Origin of the sequence: Sphingomonas sp. Leaf4, from assembly GCF_920939515.1 — a bacterium.
Classification (GTDB): domain Bacteria; phylum Pseudomonadota; class Alphaproteobacteria; order Sphingomonadales; family Sphingomonadaceae; genus Sphingomonas.
This window is the reverse complement of record NZ_CAKLBB010000009.1, coordinates 124,955-150,868: the sequence shown is the minus strand read 5'-3', so window position 1 is coordinate 150,868 and position 25,914 is coordinate 124,955. Positions and strand designations below refer to the sequence as shown.

Genomic DNA, 25,914 nt, shown 5'->3' with positions numbered 1-25,914 from the left:
GGGTCGGGGGATGCGATGCAGCGACGGGACCGAAGTGCGATCCGCTACGACCAGTTCGTCAAGCCCAAGCGCAAACGCTGGCCATGGGTGGTGCTGGGCGCCCTGCTGCTCGTGGCGCTCGCCGCCGGCGCATGGTGGTGGCTGACCCGTCCGGCCGAAGCCGCGCCGACCCCGCCCGCGCTGTCGCAGGCGGGACGGCCGGTGGCGAACGAGGCGTATCAGTGGAAAGCGGTCGCGATCGGTGGCGGCGGCTTCGTCACCGGTCTGTCGCTTGATCCGAAGGGCGAGACGTTCGTCGCGCGCTCGGACGTCTATGGCGCGTATATCTGGGATAAAAAAGCGGATCGCTGGCAACAGCTCGTCACCGCCGCGACGATGCCCGCTGCCGACCGCGTGCAGGACGGGATCGCGACCGGCGTCTATGCGCTGGCGGTCGCGCCATCGCGGTCGCAGCGCATCTATATGGCGGTCGACGGCAAGGTGTATCGCAGCGACGATCGCGGCGCGCATTTCATCCTGACCGGTGCCGGCGGCCCATTCCCGCTGCCATGGGACGCGAACAGCGAATTCCGCCTGCACGGCCCGTTCATGGCGGTCGATCCGGCGAATCCCGATGTGGTGCTGCTCGGCACCCCACAAAGCGGCCTGTGGCGTTCGGCCAATGCCGGGGCAAGCTGGAGCCGGGTCGGATCGGTGCCGGTCAGCGCCGATCGCAAGCCCGGTCCGGGGCTTCAGGCCCCCGGCACGATGCTCTGGTTCGAACCCGGCGCAAACGGGCGCGTGTTCGCGATGGCCGCCGGGCGGGGCATGTTCGTCTCGGCCGATCGCGGCGCCAGCTTCCGTGCGCTCGCCGCCGCCGGGGCCGCGCCGCTCACCCTCAAGCACGGCACGTTCGATCGCAAGGGCGTGTTCTTCGGCGCGGACGAGGAGACGCAGACGCTCTGGTCACTGCGCGACGGGCAATGGCACAATCTGACCAGCGAAGCGGGCCTGCCGACCAAACGCTATGGCGCAATCGCCGCCAATCCCAATGCCGATCAGGTCGTGGTGTTCGATTCGGGCGGCGGCGGCCATCAATCGACCGATGGCGGGCGGACGTGGCGCACGCTGTCGCACACCGCCAGTGCAGGGCCGGGCGATCCGCCGTGGCTGCGGCTCGCCGATCAGGCCTATTTCCCGACCGCCGACATCCGCTTCGATCCCGTCGTGCCCAACCGGCTGTGGGTCGCGGGCGGCATGGGCGTGTTCCATGCCGACGTGACGCCCGACAGCGTCTCGGCCGACTGGGTCAGCCAGTCGCGCGGAATCGAGGAGATCGTCGCCAACGACATCGTCCAGACGCCGGGCCATGCGCCGCTGTTCGCCGGCTGGGACTTCGGCATCCATATCAAGCCCGATCTCAACGCCTATTCGACGACGTTCCAGCCGGGCGAGCGCACGCTGATCGCCGCGCAGCAGCTCGACTGGTCGCCGGCCGATCCGTCGTTCGTCGTCACCAATGCGTCGGACACGCGGATGAACTGCTGTTCGCAGGACGGCAAGGCGGTGATGGCGGGGTACAGCCGCGACGGGGGACAGCGCTGGTCGATGTTCGCCAGCCTGCCGACGCCGCCGGGGACGAAGGACGACGATCCGTGGCGCATGTCGTTCGGCACGATCGCGGTATCGTCGGGCGATCCCGACAATATCGTCTGGGCACCCGCGTTCAACCGGACGCCATTCTACACCACGGACCGTGGCAGTAGCTGGCAGGCGGTCCGCCTGCCCGGCGCCGAGGGCGACAATCCCGGATCGTTCGAACATCAATGGTATCAGCGCAAGACGCTGGCCGCCGACAAGACGACGTCGGGGACCTTCTATCTCTACCACAGCGGCGAAGCGCCCAATCAGGGGCTGACCGGCCTCTGGCGCAGCCGCGACGCCGGGGCGGAATGGCAGCAGGTATATCAGGGCGAGATCGCGCCGTTCGGGAACGCCGCCGCCAAGCTGCGCTCGGTGCCGGGCAATGCCGGCCACCTGTTCTTTACCAACGGTTATGCCGGGGGCGGCGACACCGCGCTTCGCCGCAGCATCGATGGCGGGGCAAGCTGGGCACTGGTGCCAAACGTCACTCGCGTCGACGATGTCGCGTTCGGCAAGGCCGCGACCGGGGCGTCCTATCCGACGATCTTCGTGTCGGGCCGGGTCGGCGGAGCCTACGGTATCTGGCGCTCGGTCGACAATGCGGCGAGCTGGCAGCGGCTGGTCGATTTCCCGGTCGGCAGTCTCGATCAGGTGACGGCGATCGGTGCCGATCCCGACGTGTTCGGGCGGGTCTATATCGGTTACAAGGGGTCGGGCTATATGTGGGGCGAACCCGCCCCCTGCCGCCCGGCGCCGCTCGCCCCACTGGCGAGCGTGCAATGCGCCGCCGTCGGCCGGTGAGGCCGCGGGCATGACCACCGGCGACCGGGCGGCCCCCGCCCGGTATCGCACCGACGTTCAGGGGCTGCGCGCGATCGGCATGGCGCTGGTCGTTATCGGCCATATCTGGCTCGACCGCGTGACCGGCGGGGTCGATGTGTTCTTCGTCGTCTCCGCTTTCTTCATGACCGGTTCGCTGATCGGTCGGGCGGAGCGCGGTACGGTCGACCCGCCCGGCTTCTGGGCGCGGGTCGCGCTGCGCATCCTGCCTGCGGCGATGGCGGTCGCCTTCCTGACGTTCGTCGCGGGCAGCTTCCTGTTGCCGATCACGCTGTGGAAGCCGTTCGCGCTCAACGGCACGATGGCGGTGATCCAGCTCGAAAACCTGCAACTGTTGCGCGAATCCACCGACTATCTGGCGCGCGACACCCCGGCGAGCCCGTTCCAGCAATTCTGGGCGCTCTCCACGCAGATGCAGTTCTTCGCGATCCTGCCGTTGCTGATCCTTGCCTGCGCGCGGATCGGGCGGAGCGGGGGCTATGACCGTCGCGTCCATCTCGCCTGTTTTGGGGTGCTCGGGCTGGCATCGTTCGCCTTCGCCGTCTGGATATTGGCGCGCAACCCCGCACCGCATTACTTCAATCCGGCGGCGCGCTTCTGGCAGTTCGCGGTCGGCGCGATACTGGCGGTCGCGGTCGAACGTTGGCAGCCACGCGAGGCCGTCGCCCGCCTCATGGGCTGGACCGGCCTCGCCGCGATCGTCTCGACGGCATGGGTCGTCCCCGCCGGTGCCGCGTTTCCGGGCGTCGCCGCGCTCCTGCCGGTCGGCGGGGCGGCGCTGCTGCTGCTGGCGGGCGGCGATGCGGGGTTGCGCGGGAGTGCGGCGGCGCTGCTGTCGCGGCCGCTCCTGCAACGTGCCGCCGCCATCTCCTTTACCGTCTATCTGTGCCACTGGCCGATCCTGACCTATGCCCAGGAAGTGCTCGGCACGACGCGACTGACCATCGTGCAGGGCGGGGTGGTGATCCTGCTGTCGATCCTGCTGGCGATGGCGCTCAAGCGGATTGTCGAGGACCCGATGCGCCGCATGGGAGACGCCGGCTGGATCACTCGCCGGCGTCCAGCGCTTCGCCCGGTCCTGCTGCTCGCCGCCGCCGGTGCGCTGACCCTGCCGAACCTTGGCTATGCCTATGGCTGGCAGCGTCATTTCGCCGGTGTCGAGGCGCGGTATCTGGCGATGCCGCGTCTTTATGGTCCGCTGCCCGATCCGTCGCGGGCCGATCGCCGCCTGCCGCCGGGGATCGACGCGCAACTGGTCGCGATCGGCAATCTGCTGCCCGAACCCTATGGCAACGGCTGCGACGTCAAGGAGCAGTCGGCCGGGGTCGTCGTCTGCGCGGTCGGTTCGCGAAAGCCCGACGCGCCGGTGATCGCGCTGGTCGGCGGATCGCATTCGACCCAATTCTATCCGGCGCTGCGCCATATCGCCGAACGCCACGGCCTGCGCCTGCTGTCGATCACCAAAAGCGCCTGCCCGATCGACGGCGAGTATAACGGCTTCGCCCGAACCGGATCGTCGGCGGCGAATTGCCGGGCGTGGGCGAAGGCGGCGGTCGCCCGTGTCCGCGCGCTGCGCCCCGCGCTCGTCATCACCACCGCGACCCGGCCCGGCCCCGGCAATCATGGCGACGAACTGCCGCCCGGTTTCGTCGCGGCATGGCGGGAATGGCGTACGGCCGGCATTCCGGTGCTGGCGATCCGCGACAATCCCCGCGCCGAAACCTACCGCGTGCCCGTGTGTATCGATCGCCACCGGACCGATTTCGCCCGCTGCGCGCTCGACCGGGCGTCGCATCTCTCGACCCCCAGTCCGCTCGACGATGCGCCACCGGTCGCCGGGGTCCGCTACCTCGATCTTACCGATCGCCTTTGCACCGCCACGACCTGTCCGGTGCTGATCGACGGCGTCGTCGTCTATCACGACAACAGCCATTTGTCGGTCCCGTTCGTACAGAGACTGGCTCCGGTGCTCTGGCCCGCCGTCCACAAGATCCTGCGCGACTAAGCGATACTTGGCAGTATTGCGGTGCTGCTCTAGGATCGGATGGCAGGGAAGCGTCTTCCCATAGTCAGCAGGAGGGGCGGGGCGCTGGGCAAGGAACCGACAGGTCTGTGGTCGCAGCGTTTCAACCGCGCGATCGATCTGGTGTGCCTGCTCGCGCTGGTCACGGTGGTCGTGACCGTCATCTATGGCCTGTTGCGGCGTGCCGCCTATGAAGGCAGCTATTATGGCGCCGCCGCTATCGCGGTCGTCGGCGCACTGGTGATGCTGATCGCGCTGGCGCAACAGGCGATCGCCGCGCGTGACGCCGCGACGTGGCGCGAAATGGCCGAGTGGCAGATCCGCGCCGCCCGGACCAAGCTCGCCGCGCGCGGCGTGGCGACCGGGATCGACGTCGGTCCCGAATCGGCGATCTATTACGAATATCTGGTCGAAGCGTTGATCGAGGACATGCAGCACACCGGTGACGATCTGGGCGATGATGACCGGTAATCCGCATACCCAGTTGGGCGAGACGGTGCCGCGCATGGTGGTCCACTGGATCGCTTCGTGCTTCGGCCATTTCCTGATGGTGTTGTTGCCGTTGATCGCGGAATGGCCCTACCGCGTCGATCCGGTGTTCCCGCGCTGGTGGTCGGTGCTGTTGTTCGCCGGCATCACCTCGGTCACGGCGGCGATCATCAACGCCAACCTGCCGGTGACGGCGCGCGAACTCATCAAGAGCGTCGCGCTCGGCTTCGCGCTCAACGCCACCGCCGCCGCGCTGCACTTTACCTGACCGGACCCCATGACGGCTGCCCTGTATCTCGACCTCGCCTGGCTGTTGCCGCCGCCCGCCGACGTGCGGGCGCGGATCGCCGCGATTCGGGGTGGTGCGGCACCGGGCGCGGACATCGCCACGCTCGCCAGCCATGCGCTGTCGCCCAACCAGCTCGACCGGCTGGGGCGGACGATCGATTCGCTGCGGGTCGGCGGCACCCCGCTCGATCCGCTGCTGCCGTTCCGGCTCGGCATCGTCGGCACCGGTACGCTCGACCTGATCGCACCGGCGCTCGTCGCCACCGCCGCCCGGCACGGCTTCGCGCTGGAGATCGTCCGCGCCGATTATGGCCAGGCGATGCAGGACGCGCTCGATCCCGGCTCGGCATTGAACCGGGCACGGTGCGACGCGGTGCTGATCGCGCTAGACCACCGCGACCTGCCGATCGCCCCGACGCTTGCGGCACGCGAGCGCGCGGCAACCGCCGCGCTCGCCCAGATCGATGCGATCCGCGCCGCGCTGCTCGCCCATGGCGGCGCGCCGAGCATCGTCCAGACGATCGCGCCCCCACCCGAAACGCTGTTCGGCAGCTACGACCGGCGCGTCGCGACCAGCCTGTCGCGGACGATCGACGACATCAACGCCGGGCTGGTCGAACGGCTGGCGGGCAGCGGCGACCAGTTGCTCGACTTGGCGGCGCTGGCCGCCACGGTCGGGCTGGCGGAATGGCATGCGCCGAACGAATGGCATCTGGCGAAGCTGCCGTTCGCCACCCGCTGCCTGCCGATCTACGCCGATCATGTCGCGCGGCTGCTCGGCGCGATCCGGGGGCGGGCACGGCGCTGCCTCGTCCTCGATCTCGACAATACGCTGTGGGGCGGGGTGATCGGCGACGACGGGCTGGCCGGTATCCGGCTGGGGCAGGGCGACGCCACCGGCGAGGCGTTCCTCGCGATGCAGCGCTACGCCCTGCAACTGCATGAACGCGGCGTGGTGCTGGCGGTATCGTCCAAGAACGACGATGCGATCGCCCGGTCCGCCTTCCGCGCGCACCCCGACATGCTGCTGCGCGAGGAGCATATCGCGGTGTTCCAGGCGAACTGGACCGACAAGGCCGCCAACATCCGCGCCATCGCCGACACGCTGTCGCTGGGGCTCGGATCGTTCGTGCTGGCCGACGACAATCCGGTCGAACGCGCGCTGGTGCGCCGGTTGCTGCCCGAGGTGGCGGTGCCCGAACTGCCCGCCGACCCTGCACTCTATGTCCGCACGATCGCGGCGGCGGGCTATTTCGAGGCGACCGGCTTCTCCGATGAGGATCGTGGCCGTGCCGCATCCTACCGGGCGAATGCCGATCGCGCGGCGCTGGCAGCGGGGTCGGACGGGCTCGACGCCTATCTCGCCTCGCTCGACATGGTGGTCGGCTTCGCGGCGTTCGACGCGGTCGGGCGCGACCGCATCGTGCAACTGGTCGCCAAGTCCAACCAGTTCAACCTGACGACCCGCCGCTACGACGCCAACGCCATCGCCGCGTTCGAACAGGACGCGGCGGTGACGTTGCAGGTGCGGTTGCGCGATATGTTCGGCGACACCGGCATGATCGCGGTCGTGATCGTCCGCGCCGCCGCGCCCGATGCGTGGGAAATCGATAGCTGGCTGATGAGCTGTCGGGTGCTCGGTCGTGGCGTCGAACGTGCGGTGCTGGCCGAACTGTGTCGGCAGGCGCGCTCGGCGGGGATCGACTGGCTGGTCGGCGTCTATCGCCCGACCCCGCGCAACGCGCTGGTCCGCGATCATTATGCCAAACTGGGTTTTGATCCCGCCGGCGATGGTCCCGATGGTGAAACCCGCTGGCGCTACCCGACCGATCGCCTGGTCGACGTGCCGCCGATGCGCATCGAACGCTGAAAGTGAGTTTCTTGTGCGGTGCCGGCCCGCTCCCCCTCCCGACCACCCACAGCGTATCCTGAATGGGTGGACGGGTGAGGGTAGCCCAGCAAAGTATTACTTTGCTGGGACCCGAGGGGGAGCGGGCCGGCACCGCAAAATGCGTCTCGACGCATTTTCAAACAGCCCGAAGGTTCACGGCCGCCCGATCACCCAGCGTTCGGCGGCGGGCGACGGGGTGTCGGTCGGCGCCGGCGCTTCGGGGGCGGCGGCGTTGCTGAAGATCACCGGACGCTCGGCCTCGGTCACTGCCTTGGGCGGGCCGTCGGCGGTGGCGGTCGGCGTCGCGCTCGGTTCGGCGGCCGGCACGCCGCCCACCGCGGGTTCGTGCCCGGCATAGCGATCGGTGAACGCCGCCCGTGTCCCCTGCACCCCGGGCCAGCGATAGAAGATGTGCGCGCCGATCGTCGTGACCTTGGTCAGTGACGCCGCCCAATAGGGGACGACGTAATCGGCGTGATAATGCGTCGCCCAGCCGACCGGACCATAGACATAGCCGCCCAGTGCCGTCTCCGCGACCAACCGTGCCCGCGCCCAGCCGGCGGGGCTGCGCGGCCGGGCGAGCGATCCGTCGCACACGAAGCTGAACTGGCACCCCGATCGCCGCGCCGCGCCCTGATAGACCACGCCGCAGACGCTGTTGGGATAGGCCGGGTGACGAACGCGGTTCAGCACCACCTGCGCCACCGCGCGCTGCCCCTCGGTCGGCTCGTTGCCGGCTTCGTAATAGATCGCGTCGGTCAGGCAGTCGACCGAACGGGTGAGATCGAGCGCGGCCGCCGTCGTCCCCGCGAAACCGGTGGCGGCGGGCGTCGCGGGATCGGCGGCGGGGATGGCGGCATTCCACTGCTGCGCCTGTCGCGGATCGAGCGGGCGGAGCGCTTCGGGGGCGAACGGGGCGCGCAGCAACTGTGCGGTCCGCCGGGCAAGGCCGGTCTGGCCGGCCGGCGCGGCGTTCCGCGACTCGGGCCACCACCACCATGTCGCGAGCGCGGCACCGACCGCCAGCAGCAACAGCAGGACGATCCGTCCGGTATGCGGCCGTCGGCGCGGTCGCGGCGCAAGCAGCCAGTCGAGCGAGGGCTCGTCAGCCGGGCGGGAATCGGGAGCAGGAGAATCCACGGACAGGGCGCTACCGCGCCGCCTGTTCCTCCGCAACTGCGGTTCAGCCCTATCCCGGCTTCGGCAGGCGATGTACCCGATGGTCCACTGACGATCGTTCGAGGTTTCCGCCGATGCTGCTGTCCGCCCTGCTACTCGCCGCAACCGTCCAGATCGGCGACGACTCGCCGATCGGCTTCCTGCGCGCCGGCGATCTCGAAACGCGCTGCCAATCGAACGCGCCGGCCACGGCATCCTATTGCTTCGCCTATGTCACCGGCGCGTACGACACGGTGAAAGCGTATGAGTCATGGCTGAATCTCAAGGAGTTCTGCGTGCCGCTCCGCCCGCCGCAGGGCGATCTGCGCCGCGTGTTCCTAGAATATCTCGCGCGCAATCCCGCCTATCGTTCGGGCGAGGCCTCGTCGGTGGTCGTGGTCGCGCTGAAGCAGCGCTATCCCTGCGTCACGGGCAGCACGCCTGCGCTGCCGACACCCAAATAACAGGAGCAAAAATCGTCTGGGCCGCGCGGGCCAGGCCGTTGCGGCCCAGACGACGGTTCCGCTTACAAGGGACGAAGATCGTCGCCGTAAGTGTCACGGAACAGAGCGAAAAACGCCTGCATTTTCTTTCTCCCAGTTGCGCCGAAGCGCATTCGCATGGTTAACACCGAATTAACCAGCACACAAACCGGAATCATGCGGGGCGAACGGTCGTGCGACGTTAACCGTTAGTTCGTCCATTCCGGGCTAATCCCGATGCAGGATGCCGTCGTCGAATGTCCCTTTGTCGGCCACCCGAGCCGCGCCCGAGCCGCCGACCGGTGCATCGGTGGCTTGGCAGCGCCTGCCGACTCCGACCGGGGCGGATGTCGTGCCGCTATCCCGCACCGGATACCAATTCGTTCTGCTCGTCTTCATCGTGAACTTTCCGGTCGTTCGTCGCCGGGCGGGATTGGCGCAGGGCGAGCGATTGATGGCCTGCATCGCCGATCATCTCGAACGATCGGTCGCCGATGCGACCGTCGCGGTCATCGGCAGCTCGACGATCGAGATCACCTTCGACGTCGAGGACTTTGCTGGCGGCCGCATGCTGCTCGATCGTCTGCACCAGGCGCTGGTCCATCCGGTCAGCTTCGATGGCGAATGTCATATCGTCCGTACGGCGATCGGCGGGGCCGGCGGGCCGAAAGCCGACATCGCCGACATCGATCTGATCGAAGCCGCCGAACGTGCCCTGCACGATGCGCGGCTGCGCGGGGGGGATCGCCTCGACGATCTGGGCGATCCGCGATTCGCGATCGATCCGATGGACCTGATGCGCGATCTGCCCGCCGCGATCGCCAATGGCGAAATCTTCCTGCACTATCAGCCCAAATTGCACGTCCGTCGCCAGTGCGTCGCCAGCGCCGAAGCGCTGGTCCGCTGGCGGCATCCGACGCGCGGGCTGATCCTGCCGGGCAGCTTCATCGAAATGGCCGAGCGCTGTCTGGAGATCGCCGGTCTGACGCTCTGGACCTTGCGCCAGGCGGCGGTGGATCAGCGCGCGCTGGCGGCCGAGGGCCATGATTTTCCGCTGTTCGTCAACATCTCGGGCGTGTTGCTGTCCGACGAGGTGTTCGTTGCCGAGGCATGCGACCTGATCCGCGACAGCGGCGCGCAGATCGGGATCGAGATCACCGAAACCGCCGTCATCCGCGATCCCGAAACCGCGATCGCGAACCTCAAACGGCTGGCGACGATCGGCGTCCGGCTGGCGATCGATGATTACGGTGCAGGACTGTCGTCGCTGTCCTATCTCAAGCGCCTGCCGGCAGGCGAATTGAAGATCGACAAGTCGTTCGTCACCGAACTGACCAGCAGCAACCGCGATCCGCTGATCGTCCGTTCGACCATCGACCTTGCCCATGCGCTCGACATGGAAGTCACCGCCGAGGGGGTCGAGACGCCGGCCGTCATGGCGTTGCTGAGCGTGATGGGGTGCGACATGGTGCAGGGCTATCTCATCAGCCGCCCGATCGAACTCGACGCGCTGCGGCGGTTCCTCGACGATCGGGCGCATATCGAAACCGTTGCCAGCCCGCGGCTGTCGTTCCGGCGATCCGAAGCAGGCTGGATCGGCCGGTGATGGTTACACCGCCTTAACTTTCACCTGCGAAAACCCCGTCATGCGCCGCCCCGCCCTGGCCCTGCCGGCATTCCTTGTCCTCGCGGTCGTTGTCTCGGCCGCGCCGCTGCCGGCTGTCGCCAATCCACAGTTCGACCGGAGGGTCGCGGAATTGCGCGCGAAGGCAGTCAGCGACCCGGAAACGGCGTTGCGCGAAAGCATCGCGCTCGAACGTCTCGCGAGACGCAGTCCGGCCGAATCGGCGACGATCCAGTGGCTCCGCGCCGAGAGCAACGCACGGCTCGGCCGCGACGACGTGGCGCGCCGGCTGGTCGAACAGGGCCTCGACACCGTTCGGGGGCAGCGGACCGCGATCGAAGGCGATCTGCTGCGGACGCGCGGCGACATCGCCACCGACGCGGGCGACGTCGCCTCGGCGCTGGGCGATTATCAGGCCGCGCATCACATCTATGTCGCGCATGGCAACACGCGCAGCCGGGCGCTGGCGCTGACCAGTATCGCTTCGCTCTATCGGCAGGGCGGCGATTTCGAATCGGCGCTGCGCTATCTGGGAGAGGCGGCGGATATTGGCGGCGATCCGACGCTGATGGCGTCGATCTACAACAATCGCGGCAACGTGCTGTCGGAAATGGGTCGCGACCGGCAGGCGCTGCGCGACTTCCAACGGGCGCAGACCTTCGTCGGCCGCACCGACAATTCGATGTTCGCCGCGCGCATCTGGGGAAACCTCGCCCGGTCGCAGGTAGCGATCGGCGACTTCGCGGCGGCATGGACGTCGGTGTCGCGGGGCATCGCCATCGCCCGGCGCGGTGATTCGCCGCAGGCGCTCGGCGCGTTGCAGTCGATCTCGGCGCGGATCGCGATGGAACGCGGCGATCGGGCACGCGCGGTCGCGCTGATCGATCGCATCTTCACCGGCGTCGACCTCAAACGCACCTCGCTTGCCGAGCGCGACAATCACCGCAACGCCTATGTCGTCTACGCCGCGGCAGGTGACACCGCCAAGGCGCTCGCCCATCTCGAAGCGCTCAACCGGCTCGACGATCAGGCGACTCAGGTCGCGACCTCGGCCAAGACCGCCTTGATGTCCGCGCGGTTCGATTTCCAGAATCAGGAACTGCGCATCGCCGGATTGAAACAGGCCGAACTGCGCCGCAATGTCGCGTTCGAACGGTCGCGCGCCCGGTTCGAACGGATCCTGTTCGGGATCGGCGCCGGCGCGGTCGCGGTGGTCATCGGGCTGCTCGGCTTCGGCATCTTTACCCTGCGCCGCAGCCGCGACGAGGTGCGCGCCGCCAACACCGAACTCGAACACAGCAACGATGCGCTGGGCCGGGCGCTGGCCGCCAAGACCGAATTTCTGGCGACGACCAGCCATGAGATCCGCACCCCGCTGAACGGTATCCTCGGCATGACGCAGGTGATGCTGGCCGATGGATCGCTGCCACCGGTGGCGCGCGATCGGTTGAGCGTGGTGCAGGGGGCGGGACTGGCGATGCGGGCGCTGGTCGACGATATTCTCGATGTCGCAAAGATGACGACCGGCAAGCTGGCCGTGGCGATCGAACCGACCGATCCCGCCGCCGTGCTGCGCGACGTCGCGCGACTGTGGCGCGCCCAGGCGGAGGAACGCGGGCTGACGTTCGCGCTCGACATCGCCGACCTGCCGCCGTGGATCGAAAGCGATCCGGGACGGCTGCGGCAGATCGTCTATAACCTGTTGTCCAACGCGCTCAAATTCACCGCCGACGGCGGCATCGCGCTGCGCGCCTCGGCGCTGGACGGGCGGTTGCGGATCGCCGTCGCCGATACCGGCATCGGCGTGCCCGAGGATCGGCAGCAGGACATCTTCGAATCGTTCCGCCAGGCCGATACCAGTACTACCCGGCGATATGGCGGCACCGGCCTTGGCCTGACCATCTGCCGCAATCTCGCGCAGGCGCTGGGCGGCGACATCCTGCTCGACAGCGCCGTCGGCAGGGGATCGACCTTCACGCTCGACCTGCCGATCGTCGAGGTCGCCGCGCCGGCAGGCGCGACCGAGGTAGCCGAGGGCGAGGAACTGATCGTGATCGAGCCCAATCCGATCGCGCGGGGCAAGATTCGCGGGCTGTTGGGCGGACGGGTCGCCGGTATCCGGTTTGCCGATGGCGTCGGGGACCTGATCGCCGCATTCGGCACCGGTTCGCATCGGTGCGTGCTGATCGATCTGCCCGGACTCGCGACGATCTCGGCCACGCCGGTAGAGGATCTGCGTGCCATCGCGACGGCGGCGCAGGCGGCGGGTATGACCGCGATCGTGCTGGCGGCACCCGATCAGTCGATCGGCGAGGACGAACTATTTTTCACCGTGCTGCGCAAACCCGTTTCTGGAACGAAACTAATTTCGACGGTATTGGGGTCGGTGGACACGGCCCCTCGCGACGGGCTCTTGTGTCCGGCGCAAGGGAGGGCGATAGCGACATTGCATATGTCCGACATTGTTGCCCCCGTTCCGGCTGCCTTGCGGCAAGCGTCATGAACATCCTTTACATAGAGGATGATGCGATGAACCGCCGGGTGGTTCGCGACATGCTCGACGTTGCCGGGGCGACCATGGTGGAGGCCGATGGCGCGGAGGCCGGCTTCGACCGGATCGACCGCGAATCGTTCGATCTGATACTGCTCGACCTGCGCATGCCCGGCATGGACGGTTTCGAGGTGATCCGCAGCATCCGTGGGCGCGACGATGCCAAGCGCGATCTTCCGATCATCGTCGTTACCGCCGATGCGGCGGTCGATCTGTCCGAACGGTGTATCAATGCCGGTGCCGATGAAGTGTTGTTCAAACCGGTGGCGATGGACGCACTGTTCGATGCGATCGGCCGCATTCTCGCGCGCAAGTCCGACGAGGACGAGATGCTGTTCTGACCGGCGGGCCGTCGCGCTTGCCGATCCGTGCCGCTATCGATAGAGGAACGCCGATAACGCCGGGCTATGCTTTGGCGAGCCTCGTACTGTTGCTATGAGAAATTCGGAGTCTGGCGGCCTCATGCAGATCATCGTCCGCGATAACAATGTCGATCAGGCCTTGCGCGCGCTGAAAAAGAAGCTCCAGCGCGAGGGCGTGTATCGCGAGATGAAGCTGCGCCGTCATTACGAAAAGCCTTCGGAAAAGCGCGCGCGCCAGCATGCCGCCGCCGTGAGCCGCGCCCGCAAGCTTGACCGCAAGCGCGTGGAGCGCGACAGCGCCCGGTAAGGTGTCGCGGCGTGGACGTTCCGGTTCGCGTCGTTCTTGAATTCAGGTGATGAGGCGGTCGGTTTGATCCGCCGGTTAGGGGTTTTGATGTCGGTTACTGCCGTTCCGCTCCATCCCGTGAAGCGTGGCTATATCGTCTGGCTATGGGTCGGTATCGCGCTGGCGCTGCTATGTGCCGTTGGACTGGCGTGGGCCGGCACGCGCAGCGGCTCCGATTCGTTCCTCGCCTCGAACGCTTCGCGCGCCGGTGTGGTGACGACGGCCAGCGGCCTTCAATATGAAGTGCTGACCAAGGGCAGTGGTCCGACGCCGACCGACGCCGACGTCACGCTCGTCAATTATGTCGGAAAGTTCACCGACGACACGGTCTTCGATCAGAGCCAGCGTCCGACGCCGATGTCGCCCAAGGGCGTCGTGCCGGGCTTCGGCGAGGCGCTCAAGCTGATGCCCAAGGGATCGCGCTACCGCTTCTGGCTCAAGCCCGAACTGGGCTATGGTGCCCCGCGTCCGGCCGGCGCGCCGCCGATGTCGCCACAGATGCAGGAGATGGCGAGCAAGGTGCTGGTGTTCGACGTCGAGATGGTCGACTTCATCCCCGAAACCGTGCTCCAGCAGTTGCAGATGCAGCAGATGATGCAGCAGCAGGGCGGGGGTGCCGGCACGCCGCCTCCGGGGGCGCTGCCGCCGGCTGGACGCTGAGCGCATCGACCGGTTCTTGAACAACGGCGTCGGGAGCAATCCCGGCGCCGTTTTGTTGTAATAACGGTCGGCAGGCGATGGCCGATATTGTTGCGGCGTCATGATCGCCGATCGTTTTGTTGGCTTGGATCAAGTCAAACATCGACGACGGTCGGTCGGGGCGGTTGGCTTGATTGACGATGTGTTGTATCCGCCCGAACGATCACGCCGTATTGAGCGGATGCAGCAAATCCGGCTATGTACTGTCGGGCAGCCGATCGGAGATCCGACTTGGCGGAAAAGGGGCGATGAACGTTATTCCCGGGGGCATACCGTTGGATAAGGTGGCAGGCCGTCCCGGTTCGGGGGGGCGCAGTCGCTGGCAACCGTCGCGCCGGCTGTTGCGGGTCCGCCTTTACGCCGGTCTGGTGCTGCTCGACCTGTTGTGCATCCTGTGCAGCTTCGCCGGGATCGGCTGGGCCTATGAGAACAAGATTCAATCGGTCGCGGTCATCGGGTCGTCGCTCCTGCCGATCTATCTGTTCGCCGCCTTTACCACCGGGGCCTATAATGTCGGCGTCATGGACCGGGTCGGCACCGTCATCGGGCGGGCGATACGGGCGTTCCTGTTCGCGGCGGCGGCGGTCCTGTTCCTGGCGTTCATCCTGAAGGCGAGCGAGGATTTCTCCCGACTGGTCTTCGCGCTCGGCGTGGCGATCGGCGTCCTGACGCTGGCCACGGCGCGCTATGTGTTCCTGCGCCGTGTCGCGCATATCCTCGGCGGAAATCCCTACAACATCGTCATGATCTGCGACGAGGGGCATATGCCGGTCGGGCGGAGCGTTTCGATGGTGCTGGCGACCTCGGCGTTCGATGCCGCCGGGCAGGACCCGGAGATGTATGATCGCCTCGCCCGTGCGCTCGAACAGGTCGACCGGGTGATCGTCGCCTGCAGCGTCGCCAATCGCGAGAAATGGGTCCATCTGCTGCAAGGCGCGAACGTTCAGGCGGAGATCGTCATGGACGAGCTTCAGCCGTTCGGTCCGCGTGGCCTCGGCCGGTTCGGCGGCAGCCCGACGCTGGTCGTCGCGCATGGCCCGATGAGCCCGCAGGGGCGACTGCTCAAGCGATTGTTCGACATCGTCTTCGCTGGCGGCACGCTGTTGCTGCTGTTGCCGGTGTTCCTGCTGGTCGCGGCGGCGGTGAAGCTCGAATCGCGTGGGCCGGTGTTCTTCGTCCAGACCCGCATCGGCCGCGCCAATCGCCAGTTCCGTATCCGCAAGTTCCGCAGCATGCGCGTCGAACAGAGCGACTCGGCCGGCGCACGATCGGCGGCGCGCGACGACAACCGCATCACTCGTGTCGGCGCGTTCATCCGCCGCACCAGCATCGATGAGCTTCCGCAGTTGATGAACGTGCTCGACGGGACGATGAGCATCGTCGGCCCGCGCCCGCACGCTCTAGGCTCGCGTGCCGAGGACAAGCTGTTCTGGGAGATCGACGGACGCTATTGGCATCGTCATGCGGTCAAGCCGGGGCTGACCGGTCTGGCGCAGGTGCGTGGCTATCGCGGCGCGACCAATGTCGAGAGCGATCTGACCAACCGCCTCCACTCCGACCTTGAATATCTCGATAACTGGACGATCTGGCGCGATCTCGTCATCATCCTCAAGACGTTCGGCGTGGTCGTTCACCGGAATGCCTTCTGAACGTCGCCTCCGCCGCGTGACGCGGTTGCGCCGGTCACTGGCCTGCGCGGCGATGCTCGCCTTGGTGCCGCTTGGCGGTTCGGCGATCGCGGCGACCGACCGGGCCACGCTGGAGCAGTTGCGGCGCGGCGACGTCCGCCTGGCGGCGATCGGCCATCGTCTGGCGACGGGCAACGCCGTCCTGTGCGACGATCGGGTGCCGGCGATCGGGCTGGTCGTGCATGCGATCGACCAATATTCCGCCGACGAACAGGGTGATGCCCGCGCGATATTCGGCTTCGATACCGCCGTCGCGATCGAAGGCGTGGTGCCGGGGAGCGCGGCGGCACGTGCCGGCATCCGTCCCGACGAATCGATCGTCAGCGTGAACGATCGACCGATTCCCCGATCCGATGGCGCAGGGCACGTCCACACTCGCGATTCGTTCGTCGCGCTGCTCGACGCCCAGCCAGTCGACCGGCCGTTGCGGTTGACGCTGCGCCGGGCGGGGCGCGACCGGGCGGTCGTCGTCCCGCCGTCGCCGGGTTGCCGCAGCTATTTCGAGCTACGCCCCGGTCCCGCACTCGACGCCAGCGCCGATGGCGTACAGGTGCAGATCTCCGGTGCCTTTCTCGACCGGTTCAGCGACGATCAGGTGGCGGTCGTCGTCGCGCACGAACTGGCGCACAACATCCTGCGGCATCGTCGCCGGCTGGATGCGGCCGGCATAAGCCGGGGCGTGTTCCGCGAATTCGGACGCAATGGCCGCCTGTTCCGCGCGACCGAGGACGAGGCGGACCGGCTGAGCGTGTATCTGCTCCGCAACGCCGGCTGGGACCCGGAGCTTGCCGTCCGCTTCTGGCAGGGGCCGGGCACACGGATTGCGGGCGGCATCTTCTACAGCAGGACGCATTCCTCTCCCGCCCGGCGTGCCGAACTGATCGCGCAGGAGATTGCCGCCTTGCCAGCCGGCGCGCCGATTCCCTATCGCCCATCCCTGCTCGCGCGGCAGGATGCGCCGTTGCGGTGAACCACGCGCTGGCCGGTCGGGAAGCCAACGCGATCTACGGAGCACAAAAAAATAGCGGCCCGAAGGCCGCTATTCTCCACTCCGGCTTTCGCCGAAACGATTAGTTGCTGTCCGAATCGTCGTCGCTGTCAGCGACAACGACGATGCCGACGACAACAGCGGCTGCTGCGAGCAGCGCGACGATGATGCCGCCGCCAGCCAGCTCGTTCTTGCCAGCGGTCGTGCCCGACGCACGTGCCGACTTCGCAACCGACAGGCTCGAAGCAACGTTGGCCGGGGCCGCAACGGCCGGGGCAACTGCCATCGAAGCGGCAGCGGCGGCGAGGATGATCTTACCGAAACCCATAATCTACTCCCTTCACGCTCAATTTGCCGCTCACTCACACAAAAGGATGTGTTTGGCAAGCGGTACGATCACAACCCGAAACGCCGGTTCCTGGTTGTTGCCGACAGGTCGCAATGTCCTGTGGGAGTCATCCCTAGCACGGGTTTGTGACTTTTCACACATGTCATCGTAATAATCTGCCGCGTTGCACAACGGTCAAACGTTCTGAACGATCCATCTGTCGCGTTCGCCGAGGCCAAGCGCGGTCAATACGCCGGTACGATAGGCGCCGGTGTCGATACCGATACGATTGTCGCGAAATTCGGGTTCTTCGGTAACGGTATGACCATGGACGATGATTTTTTCATGCGGTCTGGCATGTTCGAGGAAGGGCGATCGCATCCAGCGCAGATCCGATGGCCGCTGCCGGTCGATCGGAATATTGGGACGGATGCCCGCATGGACGAACGCATAATCCCCGCGAACGACGAAATCCTCGCCCGCCGCCAGAAAGTCGCGATGCGATTGCGGTACGCAGCGTACCAACAATGCGTGGAGCTCGTCGAAATCGGCCAGATCATAGTCCGCTTCGCTGACGCCGTAGCTCAGCATCGTCTCGCGTCCGCCGATTCGCGCGAACAGCCGCAACGCCTCGCGATCGCCCTCGAGCGCCGACAGCATCACTTCCTCGTGATTGCCCATCAGGAATGCGGCGTCGATCCCGCTGTCGGCCAGCGTGCGACACCGCTCGACCACCCCCGCCGAATCGGGACCGCGATCGACGAGGTCGCCGAGAAACACGATCAGCCGGTCGGCCTGTCCCCGCGCGGCATCGTCGGTCATGATCCGGTCGAGCAGGACGTCGAGCTCACGCCGCATCCCGTGGACGTCGCCGATCGCATAGATTCGCGTGCCCTCGGGCGTGATCGACGCGGGCGTCGTGCGTTTTGGTTGGCCGAACAGACGCTTGAACATGCAATTCCCGTGCAACCTCGATAGCCGCCGCAGATAGGTTGTGCCGGCCGGAGCGGCAATGGCCGTCCGCCGCGAGTCATCGCGATTTCCGGTGCAATGCAGCGATACGCGCGATATGGCGCGGTTCATCCGGATCCATCGACAACAGCGATCAAGGCACGACCCCATGACCATTCAGCGCGTTCGCAAGGCAGTCTTTCCCGTGGCGGGTCTTGGCACCCGGTTCCTGCCGGCGACCAAGGCGATGCCCAAGGAAATGCTGACCGTCGTCGACAAGCCGCTGATCCAGTATGCGGTCGAGGAAGCGCTGGAGGCGGGGATCGAGCAGATCATCTTCGTCACCGGCCGCGGCAAGGGCGCGCTGGAGGATCATTTCGACGTCTCCTACGAACTCGAAGCGACGATGAAGGCGCGCGGCAAGTCGATGGCGGTGATCGAGGGAATCCGCCAGAAGCCGGGTTCGCCGGTCTATGTCCGCCAGCAGGAGCCGCTGGGGCTGGGCCATGCGGTATGGTGCGCGCGCGAGATCGTCGGCGACGAGCCGTTCGCGGTGCTGCTGCCCGATGAGCTGATGGTCGGCGGTTTCCTCAAGCAGATGGTCGAGGCGTACAACCAGGTCGGCGGCAACGTCATCGGCGCGCTGGAAGTGCCCGACAGCGAGACCGACAAATACGGCATCATCTCGCCGGGCAAGGTCGACGGCAAGCTGACCGAAGTGACCGCGCTGGTCGAAAAGCCCAAGGGCAAGGCACCGTCCAACCTGATGATCCCCGGCCGCTACATCCTCCAGCCCGAGGTCATGGACATCCTCGACGCGCAGGAGCCGGGCGCGGGCGGCGAGATTCAGTTGACCGACGCGATGGCCAAGCTGATCGGGCGGCAACCCTTCCACGGCTTCACCTTCGACGGCAAGCGCTACGACTGCGGCGACAAGGCGGGCTGGGTCCAGGCGAACATCGCGCTCGCGCTGGCGCGTGCCGACATCGGCCCGGCGGTGCGGGCGTTTGCGGAAGAAGCACTCGCCGCTAAGTAAAGGCGGCTCAGGCGACGACCAGCCGGTCGTCGCCGAGGCTCGCCAGCAATTCGATCATCCCCCCGCCGCTGACGCCGATCGCGTCAGCGGCCAATCCGGCGAGCGCGAGGCCGCTCTGGCAGGCGATGACCTCGACGCCGCTTTCCGCCCCGATCTCCCGTAATTCGCCAAGCGTTGGCTGTCCCGCCGGGGCCGACGCGTCACCCGCGAACGCCGCCACTGCCGCTTCATGAAGATAGACCCGCGCCCGCGCGCCCAGTGCCGCCGTCGCACAGGCCATAGTCAGTGCCGCGCGCAGCCGGTCGCCCTCCGCGCCGGCGACGATGATCGTCAGCCCGCGCACCGGCAACCGGGGTCCTTGGGCAGCGTCAGCGTGCGGAAGCGGAAAGCGAGCAGATCGGCGATCAGCACTTTACCCGCCGGGTCCTCGCCGAAGCCGACGATCGCGCGCATCGCCTCCAGCGCGGCCATGCTGCCGATCACCCCGGTCAGCGCGCCCAGCACTCCCTGATCGGCGCAACTCGTATCGGCGCGCGCCGGATCGTCGCCAACGAAACAACGGTAGCACGGCCGCCCCGCCTCCCAGCCGCGAAACACGCCCAGTTGCCCCTCGAACCGCCCGACCGCCGCCGAGACGAGCGGCACCCGTGCCGTCAGCGCGGCATCGGCCACCACCAGCCGGGTGATGAAGTTGTCGCAGCCATCGACCACCACATCGGCCCCGGCGAGCAGCTCCGCCGCATTGGCGCCATCGATTCGCGCCGCGACCGGCTCGACCCGGACGAACGGGTTGATCCGCGCCACGGCGTCCGCCGCCGCCGCCACCTTCGCCCGGCTAATATCGACATCGCCGAACAAGGTCTGGCGTTGCAGGTTGCTGGCATCGACGCTGTCGTCGTCGATCACGACCAATGTGCCGACCCCGCCCGCCGCGAGATATTGCAGCACCGGCGATCCGATTCCGCCGGCACCGATCACCACGACCCGCGCCGCCTTGAGCGCCGCCTGACCGGCACCGCCCACCTCGTGCAGTACGAGATGGCGGGCATAGCGATCGAGTTCGGCGTCGGAGAAGGTCATGCCGCCCAGTCGAACGCCAGCGACGCGCGATACCACGCGCCTTCGCTTACCAGCCGGGGGACGAGGTTGCCGCGCGCGAAGCTGACCACCAGCCCGGCGGCATATTGTTCGACCGTGGGACAATCGATCGCACGGGGAATGGTGGCGCGCACCAGCCCGTCGACGCCGATCAGCACCGCGACGTCGACCTGCACCTGCACCCGGCCGCCGACCGCGACCGGCATCGGGCAGGCGGTCCGGCGCAGCTCGGTCGCGACGAAGCGGGTCATGCGGGGCGTCGGACGCGGAACGTGGCGATAGGGGAGGGGCGGCAGCGCGGCCCAGTCGATCGTGCGTGGCACGACCGGCGTCTCCACCGGCGCCGCAGGTGCCGGCGGCACGGCGCTTCCCGGCTGGGCTAAGGCGAACAGGGCAAGCGCGATCATCGGCCGGTCGATCCGAACCCGCCCGCCCCCCGAGCGGTATCGTCGAGCGAGTCGACCTCCATGAGCGTCGCGTGCAGCACCGGGGCGGGGACCAGTTGCGCGATCCGCTCGCCCCGCACCACCGCGAACGGTTCCTGCCCGAGATTGGCGAGAATCACCTTCACCTCGCCGCGATAGTCGCAGTCGATCGTGCCCGGCGTGTTGAGGCAGGTGATGCCGTGCTTCAGCGCCAGCCCCGAGCGCGGGCGCACCTGCACCTCATAGCCATCGGGTATCGCCAGCGCGAAGCCGGTCGCCACCGCATGGCGTGCGCCCGGTGTCAGCGTCACCGTCTCGGCCGCGACCACGTCCATCCCGGCCGCGCCGGCGGTGGCATAGGCAGGCAATGGCAGGCCAAGCCCGTGGGGCAGGCGGAGGAGGCGCAGCGCGATCATGGTGTCACCATCGCATTGCGCATCGGTGCCGTCCCCGGCGCGGCGGCGATGCGGCGCACCGCGTCGATCAGGGCGCCATCGGCCAGCAGGTCGTGGCCGCGTCCGGGCAGCACATGGTAATCGGTCGCGATCCCGCGCAGCGCCAGCGCCTCGGCATAGGCGCGCGAGAAACGTTGCGGCGTCTCGGCATCGTCCGCCCCGACCAGCAGCGTCACCCGCGTCTGCGGCGCGACACCGCCGACCGTCATCAACGGGTCGAAGCTCGTCACCGGCCGGGCGAAATCGCCGCCGCCGCGCCGCGCGCGATATTTGCGCCATTCGGGCAGCATGCACGGGCACCCGGCCAGCACGATGCCGTCGACCAGCCCCGGCCGCAATCCGGCGACCACCGCCGCCATCGCCGCGCCACCCGACTGGCCGACCAGCACGGTGCGCGCCTGTGGATAGCGTTTGCGCCAGCGCAGGATGCTGTCGGCGACCGCCGCGATCCGGTCGGCGGTATAGCTGTCGCCCCCCATCCCGCCGCGCTCGCCCGGCGACTGGTTGCCCGCGCTGTCGCGATAGCCCGGCCGCAGCAGCGCTACCGCGCGCGTGTCCGGTATCGCATCGGCGATCCGGTGCGTCGCCTGCGCGAAGTCGGCGGGGACCAGCCCGTCGCCATCGCCGTGCAGCACCAGCACCAGCGTCCGCACGTCGCGCACGGCGTCTGGCCCGAACGCCTGACCCGCCAGCGCGGGCGCACGCCCGTTCGTCCCGCTGCCAGCGCATCCGGCAAGCGCCATGGCAAGGATCAGCTCACGCCAGCGCATCGGCGATCCGATCGGCAAGGCGGCCGGCGACATCGGCCTTGGGGGCATCATCCCACGCCTCGACCCCCGTGGCAGTGACGAGATGGACGCGGTTGCGATCGCCGCCCATCACGTCGCCCGACACGTCGTTGGCGACGATCCAGTCGGCGTTCTTGGCGCCCAGCTTGGCGGTGGCATGGGCGATCACATCCTCCGTCTCGGCGGCGAAGCCGACCAACAGGCGCGGGCGGCGTGGACTGCGCCCCAGCATCGCCAGAATATCGGGATTGGGCTGGAGCGTCAGCACCGGCGCGCCATCGCCTTTCTTGAGCTTGGACGGTGCGGCCTCGACATGCCAGTCGGCCACGGCGGCGACCATCACCGCCGCATCGACAGGCAGCGCCTGTGCCACCGCATTGGCCATGTCGCGCGCGGTCTCGACATCGATCCGCTCGACGCCCGGCGGAGTCGCCAGCGTCACCGGCCCGGCCACCAGCGTCACCCGCGCGCCCCGCGCGGCACAGGCGGCGGCGATGGCGAAGCCCTGTTTCCCCGACGATCGGTTGGCGAGATAGCGCACCGGATCGATCGGTTCGTGCGTCGGCCCCGCCGTCACAAGGACATGGCGGCCGGCGAGCGACGCGGGAAGCGGCGCGGTCGCCGCCTCGATTGCCGCGACGATAGCATCGGGCTCGGGCAGGCGGCCGGGGCCGTATTCGCCGCAGGCCATCGCGCCTTCGTCGGGCTCCAGCACCGTCACGCCGCGCGCGCGCAACGTGGCGACATTGGCCCGGGTCGCGGCATGCTGCCACATGCGCACGTTCATCGCCGGGGCGGCCAGCACCGGCTTGTCGGTCGCGAGCAGCAGCGTGGTGGCGAGGTCGTCGGCATGGCCCCCAGCCATCTTCGCCAACAGGTCGGCGGTGGCCGGCACGACGACGACCAGATCGGCCTGGCGGCTGAGCTGGATATGGCCCATCTCCGCCTCGTCCTTCAAATCCCACAGGCTGGTATGCACCGGTTGTTCGGACAGGGCGGCCAGCGTCATCGGCGTCACGAATTGCGCGCCGCCATCGGTCAGCACGCAGCGCACGCCATGCCCCCGGCGGCGCAGGCCCCGGATCAGCTCGCACGCCTTATAGGCGGCGATACCGCCGCCGACGATCAGCAATATGCGCGTCATCGAACGATCCTCTGCACCCGAACGCGCCGCCTGTCGAGCAGCGCGACCGCCAGATCGCGCGCGGCGTCGGGCAGAAACGCCAGTCCGAGCAGAAACGCGGGTGCCGCCGCCAGCACCCAGTAGAAATTGTCGATCCGCGCGAACAGCGCGATCGCCAGCGCATAGCCACCGAAGGTCAGCGCGGCGCGAAAGCCCACCGGCCCCGGTGCCGCCGCCCATCCGGTCAGCGCCAGCATCGCGACCGGCGCGCCGATCCACCACGGCAGCAGCGTCAGCACCGTCGATCGCGCCATCGCATCGGCGAACAGCCCCGGACCATGGCCGCCGGTCCACCCCGGCGACACCGGATCGAGTGGACCCACCGCGATCCCCGCCGCCCGCGCATGCAGCGACAGGATCGCGACGAACACCAGCAGCACCGCGCCCCAGCCGATCGCCTCGCGCCGCTGCCGCTCGATCAGCGCCGCCGCCAGCATCGCCAGTGCGAACAGCGCCGCCGTCTCGCGGATCAGCATCGCGCACAGCGCGATCGCCGCCGCCTCGATCCAGCGTTCCTCGCTGCGCAAGGCGAGCGCCCATGCGATGAGCAGCCCGGCCCAGATTTCGTGGAACGCGACCAGCCCCGGCTGGACGAAGGCGATCATGCCGCCCGCCAGCAGGAACCACGCGACGGCGCGGGTCGTGCCCCTGGCGAACCACGCCTCGATCACCCGCCGCCACGTCAGCACCGTGGCCGCCGCCACCCCCGCCAGCAACGCCAGCACCAGCAGGTTCGGCAGCGCCGCCTGCACCACCGCCAGCGTCGGCAGGCGGAAGGTAACGAAGGGCTTGAGCGGATAGCCACCCGCGCGCAGCGCCTGCGCCGCGACGGTGTAGTAATCGCCACCGCCGCGCACCCCTTCGACGATCGCAGCATAGAGGCCGAGGTCGGTCTGCCCAGCGACGCTGGCGGTGCCGCCATCGTCGGCCGGCACGAACCACGACGCGGCGATCAGGAACAGCGCGGCGAGCGCGACCGCCAGCGCCGCCACCGGGGGCACCCCCGCGAACCGTCCCGGCCGCGCCAGCCACACCGGCGGTCGCGCCCGGCTCATCCCAGCAGCGCCACCAGCCCCGCGCCCGCGATCCCGCTGCCCAGCGCCACCAGCGCATAGCGCCAGCCGTCGCCGCGCACGACGGTGACTTCCTTGAGCGGTGGGGAAGGGGGGGCGCCGCCCGGCGAGGGATAGCGTGCCTCGATATTGCGGAGCAGCTCGGGCAGGCGGGCGAAGGTGCGCAGGTCGGTGATGATCCGGTCGGCGACGATCGCCTCCGGCCCCAGCTCGTCGCGGATCCAGCCGCGCACGAACGGCGCGGCCGTCTCCCACAGGTTGATCTCGGGATCGAGCGCGGTGGCGACGCCCTCGACCATCACCATCGTCTTTTGCAGCAGCAGCAGGTGCGGCTGGGTCTGCATGTCGAAATCGCGGGTGATGTTGAACAGCGAATCGAGCATCATGCCCACCGACATGTCCTTGACCGCGAGGCCGCGCATCGGCTCGCCCACGGCACGCAGCGCGGTCGCGAACTCGGCGACATTGTGGTGCGCGGGGACGTAGCCCGCCTCGAAATGGATTTCCGCGACGCGCTTATAGTCGCCGGTGATAAGGCCGTAGAGAATCTCGGCCAGCCACACCCGCGCCCGCCGGTCGATCCGCCCCATGATGCCGAAATCGATCGCCGCGATCCGCCCGTCGGCCAGCGCGAACAGATTGCCCTGGTGCATGTCGGCGTGGAAGAATCCTTCGGCGATCGCCTGCCGCAGGAACGCGCGCACCAGCCGCGTCGCCATTGCGCCCAGATCATGGCCCGCCGCGACCAGCGCCGGCCGGTCCGACAGCTTGATTCCGTCGATCCATTCGGTGGTCAGGATGCGCGACGTCGTGCGCTGCCAATCGATCGCGGGAATGGTGAAGTCGGGTTCGGCCTCCATCCCGTCGGCCAGTTCCGACGCCGACGCCGCCTCGCGCCGCAGGTCCAGCTCGCGCGCGGTCCAGCGCTTCATCGTCTCGATGACGAGGCGCGGGCGCAGGCGCTGCAACTCGCCGCCCATCGTCTCCATCTTGGCGGCGGCCCATTCATAGGTGTCGATCGCGTCGAAGAACTGCGCCTCGACGCCGGGGCGCAGCACCTTCACCGCCACCTGTCGCCCGTCGGTCGTGATCGCGCGGTGGACCTGCGCGATCGACGCTGCGCCGACCGGCGTCTCCTCGATCGAGGCGAATTTCGATTCGATCGACGCGCCCAGCCCCGATTCGATCGCCGGGCGGATGACGTCCCACGACAGCGGCGGCAACCGGTCCTGCAGGCTCAGCAGATCCTGCGCGACATCCTCGCCGACCATGTCGGGCCGGGTCGCCAGCGTCTGCCCCAGCTTGATCGCCGCCGGGCCCAGCGCGGCGAACGCCTCGGCATAGCGCGGCACCTCGGGCACCCGCGCGCCGAACCGCGCCAGCCGCACGATCCGCCGCAGCCGCGCCGGGCTGCGCGGATTGCGCTCGATCTCGATCAGCGCGCCATGCCGCGCCAGCGTGCGCCCCCATTTCAGGATGCGCCAGTAATGGGTGAGGGTAGAGGTCATGCGGTTCTTTGTTCTGG

At 68.1% G+C, this 25,914-nt stretch carries 25 protein-coding genes; 14 read left to right on the top strand and 11 right to left on the bottom strand.

From position 1 onward, the window contains the following. Positions 1–15 precede the first annotated feature (15 nt). The 5 genes from LRA89_RS15085 to LRA89_RS15065 are packed head-to-tail and all read left to right on the top strand — an operon-like array spanning position 16 to position 7,133. On the top strand, positions 16–2,424 hold the full coding sequence (locus LRA89_RS15085) for a sialidase family protein (RefSeq protein ID WP_230771430.1): 2,409 nt from the start codon (positions 16–18) through the stop codon (positions 2,422–2,424). 10 nt (positions 2,425–2,434) lie between these two features. After that, entirely contained in the window at positions 2,435–4,468 is a 2,034-nt protein-coding gene (locus tag LRA89_RS15080) for an acyltransferase family protein (protein WP_230771428.1), read from the top strand. A 39-nt stretch (positions 4,469–4,507) separates the two neighbouring features. Then, on the top strand, positions 4,508–4,957 hold the full coding sequence (locus tag LRA89_RS15075) for a hypothetical protein (protein ID WP_230771426.1): 450 nt from the start codon (positions 4,508–4,510) through the stop codon (positions 4,955–4,957). Beyond that, positions 4,929–5,243 carry a hypothetical protein gene (locus tag LRA89_RS15070; RefSeq protein ID WP_230771424.1) on the top strand — a complete coding sequence of 105 codons (315 nt, stop codon included), beginning with the start codon at positions 4,929–4,931 and terminating at the stop codon, positions 5,241–5,243. The genes LRA89_RS15075 and LRA89_RS15070 overlap by 29 nt, the downstream gene beginning before the upstream one ends. A 9-nt stretch (positions 5,244–5,252) precedes the next feature. Then, positions 5,253–7,133 carry an HAD-IIIC family phosphatase gene (locus LRA89_RS15065; RefSeq protein WP_230771422.1) on the top strand — a complete coding sequence of 627 codons (1,881 nt, stop codon included), beginning with the start codon at positions 5,253–5,255 and terminating at the stop codon, positions 7,131–7,133. Positions 7,134–7,307: 174 nt separating this feature from the next. Here LRA89_RS15065 and LRA89_RS15060 read toward each other — a convergent pair whose 3' ends face one another. Continuing rightward, positions 7,308–8,294, bottom strand: a complete 987-nt coding sequence (locus LRA89_RS15060; protein WP_230771419.1) for a cell wall hydrolase — start codon at positions 8,292–8,294, stop codon at positions 7,308–7,310. A gap of 113 nt (positions 8,295–8,407) precedes the next feature. On the opposite strand from LRA89_RS15060, the gene LRA89_RS15055 reads away from it, so the two are divergent. The 8 genes from LRA89_RS15055 to LRA89_RS15020 all read left to right on the top strand — a co-directional run bounded on the left by LRA89_RS15055 (position 8,408) and on the right by LRA89_RS15020 (position 17,034). Beyond that, complete coding sequence (locus LRA89_RS15055) at positions 8,408–8,776, top strand: Rap1a/Tai family immunity protein (protein WP_230771417.1); 369 nt, start codon at positions 8,408–8,410, stop codon at positions 8,774–8,776. Positions 8,777–9,059: 283 nt separating this feature from the next. Next, positions 9,060–10,400, top strand: a complete 1,341-nt coding sequence (locus LRA89_RS15050; RefSeq protein WP_230771415.1) for an EAL domain-containing protein — start codon at positions 9,060–9,062, stop codon at positions 10,398–10,400. Positions 10,401–10,440: 40 nt separating this feature from the next. After that, complete coding sequence (locus tag LRA89_RS15045; RefSeq protein WP_230771413.1) at positions 10,441–12,921, top strand: ATP-binding protein; 2,481 nt, start codon at positions 10,441–10,443, stop codon at positions 12,919–12,921. Next, positions 12,918–13,310 (top strand): response regulator, encoded by a 393-nt coding sequence (locus LRA89_RS15040; RefSeq protein WP_055758611.1) that lies wholly within the window; start codon positions 12,918–12,920, stop codon positions 13,308–13,310. Before LRA89_RS15045 ends, LRA89_RS15040 begins: the two co-directional genes overlap by 4 nt. Before the next feature lie 121 nt (positions 13,311–13,431). Then, entirely contained in the window at positions 13,432–13,638 is a 207-nt protein-coding gene (rpsU, locus tag LRA89_RS15035) for a 30S ribosomal protein S21 (RefSeq protein WP_055758614.1), read from the top strand. A gap of 87 nt (positions 13,639–13,725) precedes the next feature. Then, a complete protein-coding gene (locus LRA89_RS15030; RefSeq protein ID WP_055758616.1) occupies positions 13,726–14,337 on the top strand; it encodes an FKBP-type peptidyl-prolyl cis-trans isomerase in 612 nt (203 codons plus the stop codon). A 380-nt stretch (positions 14,338–14,717) separates the two neighbouring features. Continuing rightward, entirely contained in the window at positions 14,718–16,025 is a 1,308-nt protein-coding gene (locus LRA89_RS15025; RefSeq protein ID WP_230771411.1) for an exopolysaccharide biosynthesis polyprenyl glycosylphosphotransferase, read from the top strand. Then, a complete protein-coding gene (locus LRA89_RS15020; protein ID WP_230771408.1) occupies positions 16,015–17,034 on the top strand; it encodes a M48 family metallopeptidase in 1,020 nt (339 codons plus the stop codon). Before LRA89_RS15025 ends, LRA89_RS15020 begins: the two co-directional genes overlap by 11 nt. Positions 17,035–17,134: 100 nt before the next feature. On the opposite strand, the gene LRA89_RS15015 is transcribed toward LRA89_RS15020, so the two are convergent. Both LRA89_RS15015 and LRA89_RS15010 read right to left on the bottom strand, forming a co-directional pair. Next, entirely contained in the window at positions 17,135–17,380 is a 246-nt protein-coding gene (locus LRA89_RS15015; protein WP_230771406.1) for a hypothetical protein, read from the bottom strand. A gap of 195 nt (positions 17,381–17,575) precedes the next feature. Beyond that, complete coding sequence (locus LRA89_RS15010; RefSeq protein ID WP_230771404.1) at positions 17,576–18,334, bottom strand: metallophosphoesterase family protein; 759 nt, start codon at positions 18,332–18,334, stop codon at positions 17,576–17,578. A 166-nt stretch (positions 18,335–18,500) separates the two neighbouring features. On the opposite strand from LRA89_RS15010, the gene galU reads away from it, so the two are divergent. Then, positions 18,501–19,367 carry a UTP--glucose-1-phosphate uridylyltransferase GalU gene (gene galU, locus LRA89_RS15005; RefSeq protein WP_230771402.1) on the top strand — a complete coding sequence of 289 codons (867 nt, stop codon included), beginning with the start codon at positions 18,501–18,503 and terminating at the stop codon, positions 19,365–19,367. Positions 19,368–19,374: 7 nt separating this feature from the next. Here the strand turns inward: galU and LRA89_RS15000 are convergent, their stop codons facing one another. The 8 genes from LRA89_RS15000 to ubiB are packed head-to-tail and all read right to left on the bottom strand — an operon-like array spanning position 19,375 to position 25,897. After that, positions 19,375–19,710, bottom strand: a complete 336-nt coding sequence (locus LRA89_RS15000; RefSeq protein WP_230771400.1) for a DsrE family protein — start codon at positions 19,708–19,710, stop codon at positions 19,375–19,377. Further along, the gene (locus tag LRA89_RS14995; protein WP_230771398.1) at positions 19,698–20,447 is read right to left on the bottom strand and encodes a HesA/MoeB/ThiF family protein; all 750 of its coding nucleotides are present in this window, start codon (positions 20,445–20,447) and stop codon (positions 19,698–19,700) included. The genes LRA89_RS15000 and LRA89_RS14995 overlap by 13 nt, the downstream gene beginning before the upstream one ends. Beyond that, on the bottom strand, positions 20,444–20,872 hold the full coding sequence (locus tag LRA89_RS14990) for a hypothetical protein (protein WP_230771396.1): 429 nt from the start codon (positions 20,870–20,872) through the stop codon (positions 20,444–20,446). The genes LRA89_RS14995 and LRA89_RS14990 overlap by 4 nt, the downstream gene beginning before the upstream one ends. After that, a complete protein-coding gene (dut, locus tag LRA89_RS14985; protein ID WP_230771394.1) occupies positions 20,869–21,306 on the bottom strand; it encodes a dUTP diphosphatase in 438 nt (145 codons plus the stop codon). Before dut ends, LRA89_RS14990 begins: the two co-directional genes overlap by 4 nt. Further along, entirely contained in the window at positions 21,303–22,115 is an 813-nt protein-coding gene (locus LRA89_RS14980; RefSeq protein WP_230771392.1) for an alpha/beta hydrolase family protein, read from the bottom strand. Before LRA89_RS14980 ends, dut begins: the two co-directional genes overlap by 4 nt. Then, positions 22,102–23,277, bottom strand: a complete 1,176-nt coding sequence (coaBC, locus tag LRA89_RS14975; RefSeq protein WP_230771390.1) for a bifunctional phosphopantothenoylcysteine decarboxylase/phosphopantothenate--cysteine ligase CoaBC — start codon at positions 23,275–23,277, stop codon at positions 22,102–22,104. Before coaBC ends, LRA89_RS14980 begins: the two co-directional genes overlap by 14 nt. Then, complete coding sequence (locus LRA89_RS14970; RefSeq protein WP_230771386.1) at positions 23,274–24,371, bottom strand: hypothetical protein; 1,098 nt, start codon at positions 24,369–24,371, stop codon at positions 23,274–23,276. Before LRA89_RS14970 ends, coaBC begins: the two co-directional genes overlap by 4 nt. Continuing rightward, on the bottom strand, positions 24,368–25,897 hold the full coding sequence (ubiB, locus tag LRA89_RS14965; RefSeq protein ID WP_230771384.1) for a 2-polyprenylphenol 6-hydroxylase: 1,530 nt from the start codon (positions 25,895–25,897) through the stop codon (positions 24,368–24,370). Before ubiB ends, LRA89_RS14970 begins: the two co-directional genes overlap by 4 nt. Positions 25,898–25,914: the final 17 nt, after the last annotated feature.

Coding starts and splice junctions, on each gene's coding strand:
- LRA89_RS15055 (WP_230771417.1), top strand. CDS start 8,408: ATGCTGCTGTCCGCCCTGCTACTCGCCGCAACCGTCCAGATCGGCGAC.
- LRA89_RS14990 (WP_230771396.1), bottom strand. CDS start 20,872: ATGATCGCGCTTGCCCTGTTCGCCTTAGCCCAGCCGGGAAGCGCCGTG.
- LRA89_RS15040 (WP_055758611.1), top strand. CDS start 12,918: ATGAACATCCTTTACATAGAGGATGATGCGATGAACCGCCGGGTGGTT.
- LRA89_RS14970 (WP_230771386.1), bottom strand. CDS start 24,371: ATGAGCCGGGCGCGACCGCCGGTGTGGCTGGCGCGGCCGGGACGGTTC.
- LRA89_RS14995 (WP_230771398.1), bottom strand. CDS start 20,447: ATGACCTTCTCCGACGCCGAACTCGATCGCTATGCCCGCCATCTCGTA.
- dut (WP_230771394.1), bottom strand. CDS start 21,306: ATGATCGCGCTGCGCCTCCTCCGCCTGCCCCACGGGCTTGGCCTGCCA.
- galU (WP_230771402.1), top strand. CDS start 18,501: ATGACCATTCAGCGCGTTCGCAAGGCAGTCTTTCCCGTGGCGGGTCTT.
- LRA89_RS14980 (WP_230771392.1), bottom strand. CDS start 22,115: ATGCGCTGGCGTGAGCTGATCCTTGCCATGGCGCTTGCCGGATGCGCT.
- LRA89_RS15075 (WP_230771426.1), top strand. CDS start 4,508: ATGGCAGGGAAGCGTCTTCCCATAGTCAGCAGGAGGGGCGGGGCGCTG.
- LRA89_RS15015 (WP_230771406.1), bottom strand. CDS start 17,380: ATGGGTTTCGGTAAGATCATCCTCGCCGCCGCTGCCGCTTCGATGGCA.
- LRA89_RS15045 (WP_230771413.1), top strand. CDS start 10,441: ATGCGCCGCCCCGCCCTGGCCCTGCCGGCATTCCTTGTCCTCGCGGTC.
- LRA89_RS15065 (WP_230771422.1), top strand. CDS start 5,253: ATGACGGCTGCCCTGTATCTCGACCTCGCCTGGCTGTTGCCGCCGCCC.
- coaBC (WP_230771390.1), bottom strand. CDS start 23,277: ATGACGCGCATATTGCTGATCGTCGGCGGCGGTATCGCCGCCTATAAG.
- LRA89_RS15010 (WP_230771404.1), bottom strand. CDS start 18,334: ATGTTCAAGCGTCTGTTCGGCCAACCAAAACGCACGACGCCCGCGTCG.
- LRA89_RS15030 (WP_055758616.1), top strand. CDS start 13,726: ATGTCGGTTACTGCCGTTCCGCTCCATCCCGTGAAGCGTGGCTATATC.
- rpsU (WP_055758614.1), top strand. CDS start 13,432: ATGCAGATCATCGTCCGCGATAACAATGTCGATCAGGCCTTGCGCGCG.
- LRA89_RS15020 (WP_230771408.1), top strand. CDS start 16,015: ATGCCTTCTGAACGTCGCCTCCGCCGCGTGACGCGGTTGCGCCGGTCA.
- ubiB (WP_230771384.1), bottom strand. CDS start 25,897: ATGACCTCTACCCTCACCCATTACTGGCGCATCCTGAAATGGGGGCGC.
- LRA89_RS15085 (WP_230771430.1), top strand. CDS start 16: ATGCAGCGACGGGACCGAAGTGCGATCCGCTACGACCAGTTCGTCAAG.
- LRA89_RS15080 (WP_230771428.1), top strand. CDS start 2,435: ATGACCACCGGCGACCGGGCGGCCCCCGCCCGGTATCGCACCGACGTT.